Raw genomic sequence first — 12,636 nt, forward strand, 5'->3', positions numbered from 1 at the left:
ATGACCTCAATTTCCCTCCGGCAATGGGTCAGCGGGCACCCCCAGCGCACGAAGGGCGTCCTCGAGCCGGGACGTGACGGTGAAGAGGGCGTCGGCGCGCGCGTGCGCGAAGCCCTGGCGGCTCATCTCCGCGACGAGCGCCACGAACGGTTGGTAGAAGCCCTGCGTGTCGAGCAGCACGATGGGCTTGTCGATCATCCGCATCTGCTTCCAGCTGATGATCTCCAGCGCCTCCTCCAGGGTGCCATAGCCGCCCGGCAACACCACGAAAGCGTCGGCGCGCTCGGCCATGCGGCGCTTGCGCTCGTGGAGATCCTCCGTCCAGATGAGCTCGGTGAGTCCCCGGTGGGCCACCTCGTAGCGCTCCAGCCCTCGGGGCATCACGCCGACGACGCGGCCTCCCCGCGCGAGCGCCGCGTCCGCCACCGCCCCCATCAACCCCACCCGGGCGCCTCCGTACACCAGTTGGATGCCCCGCTCGGCGAGGAGGGAGCCCAGGGAGGAGGCCACTTTCATGTGCTCTTCGTGCACACCGGGGGCCGAGCCACAAAACACACAAACGGATTTCGTCATGAGTCCGGAGGGAAGGAGTCAGGAGGGGGGCGAGCCTCCCAATTTTCTACCCGAATGCTACCGAACCACAACGGGCATGTCCTGAAGCTGACGCGACAGGTCATCTCTCCGTTTCCGGGCGAGGAGTGCTTTCCGGCGAAACCGGCCTTCTGGGCGGGCGCCGGGCCTCGCTCGGCCGGAGCCAAGGCCCGGTGTGTGGCGCTGGGTCCGGGCCGCTTCACTCCGCGCGAACGCCGAGGGAGGGGCCCGGTGCCGCCGCCCCCTCAGGGGATGCTGTTGTTGGCCGGCACGGGCTCGAAGCGCCACTTCTGGCAGGCGTTGTTCAGCCAGGTGTATTGCTGGAGGAGGGTGGGAGCCACATTGCTGCAGCCGGGCAGATCCAACGCCAGACCGCTGCGCTTGGAGATGATGTTGTAGTACCCGTTGCCCACCGGGTTGATGTACCACTTCTGGCAGTCATTGTTCAGCCAGTCATACTGCTGGATCTGCGCCAGGTTTTCCGTGGAGCAGCCGGGCAAGTCGAGGGCCCTGCCCACGCTGCTTTGCGGCGTGATCCGGAAGGAGCCGTCTCCGTTGGCCGTGACATGGAACCGCTGGCAGTCTCCACCCCACCACGGGAACTGCTCGATCTTGGCGGAGTTGGCCGCCGAGCAACCCGCGACGTCCAGCGCCTGCCCGCTGGCCTGGTTGAAGATCGCGTAGACGTCGTTGCGCATCGGGGCCTGGCCCATGGAGTCGAAGCGCCATTGCTGCGCCGCTCCTCCCTGCCAGCCCCACTGGATGATGTCCGTGCCATTGGCGGTACCGCCGCCCGCCACGTCCAGCACCAGTCCGCTGTTGCGGTTGACGACCCGGAAGAAGCCCCCGCCCGAGTCCACGATCTGCCATTGCTGGCAAGCCGCCCCATTGGCCATCCACGGACGCACCTTGGCTCCGCCACTGGTGGAGCAGCCTTCCACTTCCAGGGCCAGGCCTCCGGCCACGGCGGTGATGGAGTAGTAGCCGTTGCCGATGGCCTGGATGTTCCACTTCTGCGCGTCCCCGTCCAGCCACTGCCACTGCTGCACGCGGGAACCCACGGCCCGATTCCCCCCCGCGACCTCCAGGACGCTGCCGGTATTGCTGCGGGGAACCAGCCGGTACACCCCGTTGGCGATGGGCGCGGCGGAAGGCAGCGCCACTTCGCCCGAGGGCGCGGGCAGGCTCTCTCCGTTCTTCGGAGGCACTCCGAAGATGGGCATCCCATCGCCGCCCCAGTGGATCTTCTTCACGCTCGTGGTGCGGGGGCCGTTGTCCAGGTCCGAGCGCGAGTGATACGCCATCCAGAACTCCTTCCCATCCGGGGATTTGAAGAAGCTGTTGTGGCCGGGGCCGTAGATGGCGGTGGCGCTGTTCCTCTTGAACACCGGCTGGGACGACTTCACCCACGAGGCGGGATTCATCGGATCATCGGCATCGTTGTTCATCGTGAACATGCCCAGGCAGTAATCGGGCGTGTAGAACATGCTGGCCGAGTACGTGACGAACACCTTGCCGTTGGCCAGCATCACTTCCGGGCCTTCGTTCACCCAATCGCCTGCCTTCTCCCAGGCGAACCACTGGTTGTCGGGGGTGGAGAGCCTGGTGCGGCCCCCGGTGAGCGTCCAGGGATTGCTCATCTTGGAGATGAAGATGGCGCCGTGCGTGGAACTGGGTGTGTCCTTGCCCGCCCAGAGGAAGTACTTCTGCCCTCGCAGCACCATCACCGTTCCATCGATGGCCCAGTAATCGGGCGAGGCCTTCAGGTACCCCTTGAGAGTCCAGGCGCCCACCATCGGGTCGGCGGAGCCGTTCTCGATGACGTAGACGCGGGGCGCATTTCCATCGCTGTCATTCGCGCCGTAGAAAGCCGAATAGTAGATGTACCACTTCCCATCCAGGAAGTGCAGCTCGGGAGCCCATCCCAACTGGTTGGGGCCGCCCTGGGCGGCGGAATACACCTGTGTGAGGGGCGCCGCCTTCAGGCCATTCAACGTCTGGGAGCGGCGCAGATGAATCGTCGGTCCCGTTGTTCCGGTCAGGTAATAATAGCCGTTGGCGAAGGTGATATGGGGATCCGCCAGATCACTGATGGGGTTGGAAACCGATTGCGCGTGGACCAGGCCAGGAAACAGCCAGAAACCCCATAGCAACAAGACACGAAGACGCTGGGCGATGAGCGAGGCGGTTTTCATGAAGTGGGTGGAGCGTGGGGTGGAGGGGTTGGTCAGCGCAGGAAGCGTTGGGACAGCTCGTCGATGCGGTGGCTCTGCTCGGACGAGAGGGTGAAGCCCATGGATCCCACGTTCTCCTCGGCGTGACGCCGCTTGGTCGCCCCAGGGATGACGACCACCGTGTCCCCATGGAACGTGGCCAGCCAGTTGAGCGCCACCTGGGAGGGGGTGACGCCGTGCGCGGTGGCGGCCTTCTTGAGCTCCTCGATGAGGGGCCGGCTCTTCTCCAGCCCACTGGCACGGAAGCTCGGAAGGTACTTGCGCGGGCCCACCCGGCTCTTGATGAGCGAGGGATCGTCGTGGAACTTCCCCGAGAGCAATCCCTGGGCGAGCGGCGAGTAGGCGATGATCGTGATGCCCAGTTCCTTGGCGGCGGCGAGCACGCCCTTGGACTCGATCTTCCGATCCAACAAGCTGTAGGGCATCTGGTTGGAGACGAGCGGAACCCCTCGGCGGGCGAGCGCGGCGTGCATGGCGCGCATCCGCTTCGCGGAGAAGTTGCTCACGCCCACCGTCTTGATCTTCCCGGCCTCGACCAGATCCGCCATGGCGTTGGCCTGGGCCTCCACGGTGGCGAGCGCGTAGGGCTGGTGGATCTGGTGCAGATCGATGGGGAAGGGGCTCAGGGCCGCCAGCCGCTCACCGATGGTGGCGCCAATGCTGGAGGCCAGCCGGGGAATGGGCTGCCACTTGGTGGCGACGACCACATCCCCGGGCTTCTTGCCCAACCGGGTGAGCGCGGCGGCGAGCGCCCGCTCCGAGCGGCCTCCACCGTACGCCTCGGCGGTGTCGAACCAGTTGATGCCACCTTGGAGTGACGCGTCGATGATCTCATCGATCACCGGGGCGGGCAGGGCCTCCCAGAAGCCTCCGATGAATCCCGCGCCCTCTGAAAACTGCCAGCAACCCAATCCGATGGGGGATATCTCGACGTCCGACCGCCCCAGTCTCCGCAGTTTCATCCCGTGCCCCTCTCCCGGCGGCAATCTCCTCCGATTTTTCTCGGCGGGCAACACCGGAAAAGCGGAATAGCGCGTTATACTTGGGGCATGAATCCCATCGTCCACGCGGAGCTGTCCTGGCTGATGGCGCAGGGTTTGCGCGAGCGGCGTGACCGGGTGCTCGTCACCCTCGCCGGACTCGCGCCAGACCTCGATGGGCTGTCTCTCCTGGGCGGAGAGGACCTCTATGGGAAGTACCACCACGTGCTCTTCCACGGCTACGTGGGGGCGCTCGTGGTGATGGGCGTGTGCGCGGCCTTCGCGCGACAGCGCCTGGCGGTGGCGCTTCTCTCCGTGGCCGCCTTCCATCTGCATCTGGTGTGCGACCTGTTGGGCAGTGGCCCCGGCTGGCCGCTCTATTACTTCTGGCCCTCCTCCATGCACGAGTGGTTCTGGGAGGGTCAGTGGAACCTGGCCTCCTGGCAGAACAGCGTCATCGGCATGGCGGCCACGTTCGCGTGCCTCGCGTGCGCCCTGCGCTGGCGCCGCACGGTCGTGGAGCTGTTGTCCGTGCGTTGGGATGGCGAAGTGACCCGGGCCCTGCGCGCGCGCTTCCTGGGCGAGTCCTCCTGAGCCCTCTCCCACCGCTCAACAGTGGCTCACCTGGTCCTTCATGTCGAAGAGACGGGGGAACACGAATCCCGCCAAAGAGGATTCCGGAGGCGTCGCCGCCTCGGGCTCCCGCATGCGCAGGTGGCGGTGCAACAGGTTCGTGACGAGCATCGTGAAGGAGGCGAACAGGAGGGCGGTTCCAAGGCTCATGGGCGGCTTCTCGTTTCAAGCGTTCCTCCAGGTAGAGGAGGGAGCCGCGCCTCGTGACGAAGTCCTAGAAATTCGCGCCGATGCGCACGAGGTTCAGGTTGACGTCCCAGACCCACTTGTTCGTGCGGTGGAGCGCGGGAATGTCCAGGAAGGACGTGTAGAGGCTCGAGGAGTTCCGGGGGACGTTCCATCCCCGGCCCGCGCTGCCTCCCACGACGAACGCGAGGAAGACGGGCCCGAGGTTCAGGCGGTAGCCCACGTCGAGCCCCAGCGAGAGTTGGGCCCCGGCGGCCTTCCATCGAATTCCCCCGACCCAGCTTGGCAGTCCCACCAGCTTGGGTTGGAGGAACAAGCCCCCGCCCTTGTCATTGGACAGGAGCGTCCAGGCCATGCCCGCGGAGAGCGACAGCCCGAAGGCGGAGCAGGCCGCCTCCTCGCACCGGCTATGGGAAAACAGGGGTGCCAGTTCCAGCACCCACTCCCGGGTCGCGCTCACGGGCAGGTTCACACCCACGGGTACCATCAGGAGGGTGGCGCCCTGGCTCGCCGCGAAGGGCGTCAGCGTGAGCGAGAAGAGGGGCGCGACCCAGAGCGCCGGAGCGGGCCTGGGCGCCTCCGAGGACATTCGCACCGCGTCCGGCTCGGGCTGAGCCTCCGCCGTCGCCGCCAGGAACACCGCCACCACCACCAGGATCCTCTTCACGCGAGACCTCCATTCACCTTCGAGAGGCCCCACGCCTGAGCAAGGCGCTTGCCATGTGCCCCGCGCCCTTCGTGGCTCCCCTCGATGCGCCGGATGGGTCATGGGAGGGAGCGTGACCCCGCTGCCCTGTCCCTCGGAAATCCGAGGCGCCTGCTCGGCCGTGGACACGTCCCTTGGCTCGTGGTGCAGGGTCCAGGTGTCCTGGGTTGTTACCAGATTCCCAGGGCTCGGGAGGAAGGGGGGCGGGTCCATCTTGATGAGAAGCACCATCATCCTCGTGGGGTGGATCGCGGGTGGCGCGCTGGCCGGGGAGGTACCTCGCACGTCCTCGGCCCCGGGAGCCGCGCCCTCTGGCGTCCGCGCGTCCTCGCCCGCGCTCGTGGGCGTGGTGTCCGCCACCCAGGCGGTGGATGTGTTTCCCCAGGTGGAGGGCCGCCTGGACGCGCTCGAGGTCCACCTGGGCGAGCATGTCGAGGCCGGACAACTCCTGGCCTCGCTGGACACCCGCACGCGTCAGTGGGAGCTGGTGTCGCGACAGGCGCAGCTGCGCGCGGCCGAGGCCGAGCACCGGCGCTGCGTCCTGCTCCTGGCTCAGGCCCAAGGGGCCCTGGAGCGCCAGCGCCGCGTGCGCGAATTCTCGGCCGCCGAGGAGTACGAGAAGGCACAGCACGCGGTGTCCCTCGCCGAGGCGGACGTGGCGCTGGCCAAGGCCCGGATCGGCTCGGCGAGGGCGGAGGCCTCTCTGTCGCGGGAGAACCTGGCGCAGGCGAGCATCCGCGCTCCCTTCCGCGGCGTGGTGTCCGAGGAGTACCTCCAGCCTGGGATGGTGGCGGGCCGTACCACGCCCATCGTGCGGCTGGTGAGCGAGGAGCGGCTGCTGCGCTTCGCCATCCCGGAGGCCTGGGTGGGCACCATCCGCCCGGGCCATGAGGTGTGGGTGCGGGCTGGGGGCCTGCTGCCCCTCCGAGGCGTCGTCGAGCGCATCTCGCCCGAGCTGGATACGACCTCGCGTCAGTTGAAGGCCGAGGCGCGTCTGGAGCTGTCCGAGCGGGCTCGAGAGCTGCTGCCCCTGGGGGCGGTGGTCCCGGTGGAGCTGGCCGAGCCCGTGCCCACGGGCGCCGTGGGCCCGGGCGCCCCATGAGCAGGGGGCTGCACGGCGAAGTGCATCCCCCTGCACACCGGGGGGCCCCAGGTTTCTAGAAGGCGCCGCCGAGTCCGAGCAGCGCGCCCTTGTCGGAGACGGACAGCAGGGGTTGGAGGCGGGGGCGCGCGGAGGCCACGTGCGAGGGCGCGGTGTTCTGGGTCAGCTCATAGCCGATGCTGGCTCCCGCCATGCCGAGCACGATGGGTGCCAGGGCGAAAGGTCCTTCTTCCAGGACCAGGGGCAGACCCACTCCGAAGCCCAGCACCGTTCCGAGCATCGAGGCCCACAGGCGGCCATCGCCGCCCATCGCTTCTCCGCCCCACCAGACGCCGAGCGGGTAGCCCAGCACGAGCCCCGCGCCCGCTCCCACCAGGGCAGTGCCCAGGCACGGCAGGAAATCCCCTCCTCTGCCGAGGCCCGTGTTCGCGCACAGCGCGAAGCCGCCGAAGCCTCCCACGAATCCCCCGCCCAGGGAGGTGACAGCGCCGGCCCCCACCTCCGCGAGGATGCGCAATTCCCGCGAGGCTTGCTGGGGCTCGGGCTCTTCCCATGTGTCCGCGGACGCTTGGGAAGCGCCCGGTTCGCTCAACAACGAGAGCCGGGAGAGCCGTGGCGCGTCCCCGGCGGCGAGGGCTCCCGTGGGCATGAGCATCCAGATGCACAGGAGCGAGGCGAACGTGTTCCAGATCAGGGGGCGAGGTGTCATGCCCTGGACTGATTGCAATGCCGGGGCCACCGGCCGGTTGTCTCAGGACTCCTCGCGCGAGGTGGCGTGACGGTAGCGGGTGCGCCAGGCGGCGGGGGTGACGCCGTGGGCGCGCCGGAAGAGCCGGATGAAGTGGGTGGGGTCCGCGTATCCCACCCGCTCGGCGATGACGGCGACGATCTCGTCGGTGTGCAGCAGGCGGCGCCGGGCCTCGCCCATGCGCCCCGCGATGATCCACTCCTGCACCGAGCGCCCCGTCGCCCGGCGCACCGCCGTGGTGAGATGCGCGGACGAGCGGTGCACCGCGGCGGCCACGTCCCGGAGCGACAGGGGCTCCAGACAGTGCCGCTCGATGAAGCGCAGGGCCTCGGTGACGATGCTGTCCGACGCGCCGGAGCGCTGCTCCCAGGACGCGGCCCGGGCGACCTCGGAGATGATCAACGTGAGCAGGCTGCGCTCCACGGCGGGCGTGGCCCCGCCCTCGCGTCCCGACTCGTCGCGCAGCTCGCGGAAGAGGCTCTCCAGGAAGGCCCGCCGCGGCTCGGGAATCTTCACCACCGCCGAGGCCCCCGAGCGCACGTGCTCGAACGGCGTGAGCAGCCCCGCGGAGGCCTCGTCCGCCAGCAGGCACACGGGGCAGAAACCCAGCATCCAGAACTCCGGCCGCCGCATGTCCAGGTGCCGGTGGGGCTCGCCCGCGGGGATGAGCAGGACCTCGCCCGCCTGGAGCGTGAAGTGGCCGCGCTGCTCGACGGTGGTGGTGCCCGCGGTGCAGAAGCCGAGCACGGCGTAGTCATGCGTGACGGCATGGGGCGAGGCCGTGTGTTCGTGCATCTCCTGCCGGAACACGAAGACGGGCCTGCCCTTGCCCTGGGCATCCACGGCGCGCACGGGAGCGCGGTGCCTGGTCCTGCTCGCGATTTTCAATCCCCTGGCCGGTGCATGACTCCTGATGCATCTTCCTGGACTTCAACATCCTTGAAAAGGTCGTGTGACATGAAATGGGAGTGGAAGGCGTCCTGGACGCGTGGGGTGCTGGGATGCGCCCTGGGGGTGCTCGTGGGGGTGGGCTGTGCCGTGAAGCCGGAGCCGGGCCCCACCGATCCGCCAGGCCCCGTGGATCCCCCTCCGGAGGTCGCCGTCTGCCAGGCGGCCCCGCCCGCGCCGCCTCCGCCCGCTCCGGCGCTCGTCGTCGCGGGACAGCCCTATTCGCTCACGTGGGAGGACGACTTCGGCGGCCCGGTGGGTGGAGGCCAGGCCCGGTCCTTCCTCAACAAGGACTTCTGGGTGAAGGAGAACCTGGGCGTCAACAACGAGCAGCAGGCCTATACCAACCGCGAGTGTCCGGACCATCCCGACAACTGGAACTACTGTGTGGAGAATGGCCGGCTCACGCTCCTGGCGCGCCAGGAGCCGCTGGATTGCGTGGTCTGGCAGACGTGCTCGGACAGCAGCCAGTGCCTCAACGGGGGCACGTGCGCGAGCACGGGCTACTGCCTGAACGATCGCAACAAGAACGGCGTGTGGGACCACGACGAGTGCGCGGTCTTCGACGGAGCGTCCAACGCGCCCGCCAATGACAGGCTCTTCACCTCGGGCCGCATCAAGAGCGATGAGCGGGTGGAGTTCCGCTACGGCTACATCGAGTTCCGCGCGCGCATGCCCTTCGCGGACCTGCCCGCGGGCGCCACGCCCCCCGGCGGCCTCTGGCCAGCCATCTGGATGCTCGGGGCCAACAGCGCCATCACGGGCGGGGGCCGCGACGACAGCGCCGGCTGGCCGATGTTGGGCGAGATCGACATCATGGAGTACAGCCAGATCAAGGAGAACCCGGCGCTCTACTCCGAGAACGACTCCATGGGCCTCAACACCCTGTGGCGCGAGCGGCCCGAGGCGGGGGAGTCGGCGGCACGGCCGGGTGGCTGGGAGCCGAACGCGTGCAGCGGGTGGCCCAACAACGGCGATGCCAAGTGTGACGGAGACGTGGGCGGGGCGCGCTCGGTGTGGGCTGGGCGGGCCATCGACTACCACCAGTGGCACACCTGGGGCTTCCTCTGGGACGAGACGGGCTTCCGCATCTACATCGACGAGCTGCCGCAGCATGGCGGCACGCCCGTGGCCAGCTTCAGCATCGGTGACGACGCCACCGAGTTCCGCCAGCCCATGTTCCTCATCCTCAACAACGCGGTGGGCGGCACGCTCGGCTGCACGGGATGGGAGAACCGCGCGTGCACCACCAGCGCCCAGTGCGCCAACAACGCGGCGTGCGTGGGCGGCAAGTGCCAGGAGAACGCCAGCACGTGCGTGAACGTGGACTGGGCCACCCAGGGCGCCATGGCGGGGCTCGAGGTGGACTACGTGCGCTGGTACCACCGCGACTCGGGCTATCCCCAGGCGCCCTCGGCCGCGTGCCAGGACGGCAATGGGGACGGCGAGCCCGACAACCTCATCCACAACTGTGGCTTCAACGAGGACTTCACCTCGCACCGCTCCGACCTGTTCTTCGAGGGAGGCGCGGGCCTCACGGACGTCGTCAACGAGGGTGGGGGGCACGGCTACGCGCAGTGGGTGCGCATCGATGACAGCGGCGCCCAGGGCTACAGCGTCCAGGTGCGGCAGGAGCCCGTGCCCCTGTCGCCGGGCACGACGTACTCGTGGAAGGTGGACCTCAAGGCGAGCACGGCGCGCACCGTGCCCCTGAAGATTGCCTTGGCGCACGCGCCCTGGACGGTCATCGCCTCGTTCGACTGCGAGGTGGGCACGGCATGGACGACGTGCAACGCCCCGGACTTCACCGCGACCGTCGCGGACACGTACAAGTTCGAGATCGACCTGGGCACGCACCTGGGCGTCAAATTCAACGGCTCGGAGGTCCTCATCGACAACATGTACCTGGGCGAGGTGGCGAGGAGCTGCCAGCCGGACTGCACGGGGAAGCTGTGCGGAGACGACGGGTGTGGAGGCTCCTGCGGCACGTGCCGCGCGGGAACGGCCTGTGGTGGCTGGGGCCAGTGCGTGGCGTTCGTCGAGGGTGCCAAACAGCCCAAGCGCCTGGAGGCGGAGGCCGCCACGCTCGTGGGGTGCTCGGTGGAGGGAGGCGGGGACAGCGGTGACCTAGTTGTTGGCTTCGAGGGCGGGGACTCGCTCTGCTGGAGCGGCGTGGATCTCACGGGCATCACGCACGTGACGGCGCACGTGGGCTCGACCCATGGCCAGGGCCAGGCGCGGTTGCGGTTCAACGACGCGGATCTGTGCTCGCTGAACCTGGACGCCGCGACGGGCGGTTGGAGCAGCCCGAACCTCAAGGACGTGCCCGTCGCCGTGTCCGGCAGTGGCACCGGCACCCTATGCCTCGTGGGCGTGACGCATCCGGAAGGACAGATCTTCTCCGTGGACTATCTCGACCTGAGATAGGCCCGGGGAAGAACCCTCCTGAATGGCTCCGGGGCACGTGGTAGTGTCTCACCTCGGAGATGACACCAGGGGACCGGACTCGGTAAGTCACCGGGCCGGTCCCCGCCCAGGAGGGGCGGCATGCGGTCCGAGTTGGAAGACAGGCGGATGGCCGCGGGGCTGCTGCTCACCCTGGCCATGCTGTCCACCGGTTGCGCGTCGCTGACGTCATCTTCCGGACAGGTGGTGGGCTTGCGCTACACGCCGCTCGACACTGCGGGGCCTCGGCTGGCCGAAGGGCCGAGCGTTGAATCTCCGCGAGTCATGGCCTCCCCACCACCCGCTTCTCATGACGCCGAGCCCTCGCGGCAGAGCGCCATCGCGACCCATCTCGCGTTTCTCCGTGCGGTGGGCGACGTGTCCGGCTCCACTCGCCGCATGTCCGGTGAGCTCTCCAGACTCAAGGCCAGCAGGGCTGGCATCGCCGGCCGACACGCAGACTTGTTTCTTCCCCTCGTGGACTATGGCGTTGGGCAACTGCGATGGATTGACGTTGAGCTCGCTGTCGCCACCAGGCTGTCCAACACGGCCTCGGAGATGGATGACCCGGACATGCAGCTCGCCCTCCTGCGCCTCGGCGGCCCACGGCTCCAGGCCGCCCTGTTGGGCTCCATCCTGCTCGCCGAATGGCTCGACTTCCTCCAGCTCGCCGATGTCGTGCTCCGCGAGTGCCCCTACTACAGCGTGGAGCGACTGCTCAGGAGGATGTGCCAGTTGCAGGAGATGATTGCGCCCACCATGACGGCGCTCTCCTCGCTGGAACCAGGGAGGGTCGAGGCAATGGCGGCTGACCTCCCCGCGCTGACAGGCCACCTCGCCAGCGAGTTCGCGGCAATCCGTGAAGCCGTGCGCACGTCGGCGGAGCGGGTGGAGAAGATGCTGCGGGTGAAGGAACTCATCGAGATGCTCACCACGGTCTCGGCGATGAAGATGGCATTGCCCCGGCTGCTACCAGCCGCTCCCACCACACTTGGCGTGGGTTTCTTGGTGAGCTCCAACGGCGTGATGATGGGCACACAGCTCGTTGTCTCCGCAGAATGGGTGGAGATGATGCGCCGGCTTGTTCGGGCGGGTGTCGTCTCGCTTCCCGTTGTCAGCGCCGCTGTCCGGATTCACTCCGGCCAGGTGATGATGGCGCAGTCTCACGACGAGCTGCCGCGAGGCGTGCGCGAGGCGCTCGGCGACGGGCCCGAGGTGAGGGCCATGCGTGTGACGGGCAGAGCGGGGGCCGGCATGGCCGAACCCCCGGAGCATCACGTCCTGCCGCGAGAGTTCCGCGAGTGGTTCGAGAAGCGCGGCTTCACCGGCGAAATGAACATCGATCAGTTCTGCGTCAAAATGGAGCAGGCAAGTCACCAGGCGCTCCATGGTGGTGGCAACTGGCGCATGGGTCGCATGTGGCCCGGCGAATGGAACCAGATGCTCATGAAGGCATTGCGCGATGCCGAGACCGTCGCTGGCCGGATGTTGACGCCGAACGCGATCCTGAAGATCGTCGCAAGAGAGATGAGGCGCCATGCTATTCCGGTGAACTTTACCCCCTGGAGAGGGCGATGAAAGAGGGACATTCCTGGGAGGGGAACTGGAAGGTCCGCCTGTATGAGCGGGTCCGCGAGCGGGGTTACGATTCACTCACCGCCTTCGCCGAGGCGCGTCCTACCCTCCCGCTGGTGGAACTGGCCCAGGAGCTTGGCGGGGACGACGTCAACGCGGTGCAGGTGTTCAGCGGGTTGGTCGCCGAGGCGGAGCGGAGCAACCGACTCACACGCTTGGTACGGGGACAGCTCGTGCGCGAGCTGTGGGAGAGTCTCCCCAACGGCTGGCCAACCGAGCTGGACGACGACGCCCGTTTGGAGGTGGGCATCGCCCTCGGCTCGTGGAGTGCCTTCACCCCAGTCACCCATGAGGAGCGCGCCAGGCAGGTCATGGCGGCTCTCCTCGCCACGCCGCCGCCGCCCGGCTGGCGCCCGCTGGGCCCCGATGACGAACTGTTGCTCACGCTCCTGCCCGACGAAACAGTCTAGCCCCAAGTCCTGATCGAG

The 12,636-nt window shown here is 68.1% G+C and carries 12 protein-coding genes; 5 read left to right on the plus strand and 7 right to left on the minus strand.

Annotated features, from left to right (window positions below; translation table 11 throughout):
• Positions 1–6: 6 nt before the first annotated feature.
• From MEBOL_RS34115 to MEBOL_RS34125, 3 genes are all read right to left on the minus strand, one after another.
• On the minus strand, positions 7–573 hold the full coding sequence (locus MEBOL_RS34115; RefSeq protein ID WP_095981344.1) for an LOG family protein: 567 nt from the start codon (positions 571–573) through the stop codon (positions 7–9).
• A 263-nt stretch (positions 574–836) separates the two neighbouring features.
• Positions 837–2,786 carry an RICIN domain-containing protein gene (locus tag MEBOL_RS34120; RefSeq protein WP_095981345.1) on the minus strand — a complete coding sequence of 650 codons (1,950 nt, stop codon included), beginning with the start codon at positions 2,784–2,786 and terminating at the stop codon, positions 837–839.
• A 32-nt stretch (positions 2,787–2,818) separates the two neighbouring features.
• Positions 2,819–3,787 (minus strand): aldo/keto reductase, encoded by a 969-nt coding sequence (locus MEBOL_RS34125; RefSeq protein WP_095981346.1) that lies wholly within the window; start codon positions 3,785–3,787, stop codon positions 2,819–2,821.
• Positions 3,788–3,874: 87 nt separating this feature from the next.
• Between MEBOL_RS34125 and MEBOL_RS34130 the strand changes: the two genes are divergently transcribed.
• Positions 3,875–4,399, plus strand: coding sequence for a metal-dependent hydrolase (locus tag MEBOL_RS34130; protein WP_095981347.1), 525 nt, complete (start codon positions 3,875–3,877; stop codon positions 4,397–4,399).
• Between the two features lie 15 nt (positions 4,400–4,414).
• Here MEBOL_RS34130 and MEBOL_RS41570 read toward each other — a convergent pair whose 3' ends face one another.
• Both MEBOL_RS41570 and MEBOL_RS34135 read right to left on the minus strand, forming a co-directional pair.
• Positions 4,415–4,588, minus strand: coding sequence for a hypothetical protein (locus tag MEBOL_RS41570; RefSeq protein WP_157823833.1), 174 nt, complete (start codon positions 4,586–4,588; stop codon positions 4,415–4,417).
• A gap of 64 nt (positions 4,589–4,652) precedes the next feature.
• Entirely contained in the window at positions 4,653–5,291 is a 639-nt protein-coding gene (locus MEBOL_RS34135) for a hypothetical protein (protein ID WP_095981348.1), read from the minus strand.
• Between the two features lie 256 nt (positions 5,292–5,547).
• Between MEBOL_RS34135 and MEBOL_RS34140 the strand changes: the two genes are divergently transcribed.
• Entirely contained in the window at positions 5,548–6,432 is an 885-nt protein-coding gene (locus MEBOL_RS34140; RefSeq protein WP_157823834.1) for an efflux RND transporter periplasmic adaptor subunit, read from the plus strand.
• A 55-nt stretch (positions 6,433–6,487) separates the two neighbouring features.
• On the opposite strand, the gene MEBOL_RS34145 is transcribed toward MEBOL_RS34140, so the two are convergent.
• Together MEBOL_RS34145 and MEBOL_RS34150 are read right to left on the minus strand one after the other, a co-directional pair.
• Positions 6,488–7,141 (minus strand): hypothetical protein, encoded by a 654-nt coding sequence (locus tag MEBOL_RS34145; protein ID WP_157823835.1) that lies wholly within the window; start codon positions 7,139–7,141, stop codon positions 6,488–6,490.
• A gap of 42 nt (positions 7,142–7,183) precedes the next feature.
• Positions 7,184–8,032, minus strand: a complete 849-nt coding sequence (locus tag MEBOL_RS34150) for an AraC family transcriptional regulator (protein WP_245919102.1) — start codon at positions 8,030–8,032, stop codon at positions 7,184–7,186.
• A gap of 105 nt (positions 8,033–8,137) precedes the next feature.
• On the opposite strand from MEBOL_RS34150, the gene MEBOL_RS34155 reads away from it, so the two are divergent.
• From MEBOL_RS34155 to MEBOL_RS34165, 3 genes are all read left to right on the plus strand, one after another.
• Positions 8,138–10,555, plus strand: coding sequence for a carbohydrate binding domain-containing protein (locus MEBOL_RS34155; protein WP_095981351.1), 2,418 nt, complete (start codon positions 8,138–8,140; stop codon positions 10,553–10,555).
• A gap of 120 nt (positions 10,556–10,675) precedes the next feature.
• Complete coding sequence (locus MEBOL_RS34160; protein WP_095981352.1) at positions 10,676–12,151, plus strand: DUF2380 domain-containing protein; 1,476 nt, start codon at positions 10,676–10,678, stop codon at positions 12,149–12,151.
• Positions 12,148–12,618 carry an NUDIX hydrolase gene (locus MEBOL_RS34165; protein ID WP_095981353.1) on the plus strand — a complete coding sequence of 157 codons (471 nt, stop codon included), beginning with the start codon at positions 12,148–12,150 and terminating at the stop codon, positions 12,616–12,618. Before MEBOL_RS34160 ends, MEBOL_RS34165 begins: the two co-directional genes overlap by 4 nt.
• The last annotated feature ends 18 nt before the right edge of the window (positions 12,619–12,636 follow it).

Source organism: Melittangium boletus DSM 14713 (assembly GCF_002305855.1).
GTDB classification, from domain to species: Bacteria; Myxococcota; Myxococcia; order Myxococcales; family Myxococcaceae; genus Cystobacter; species Cystobacter boletus.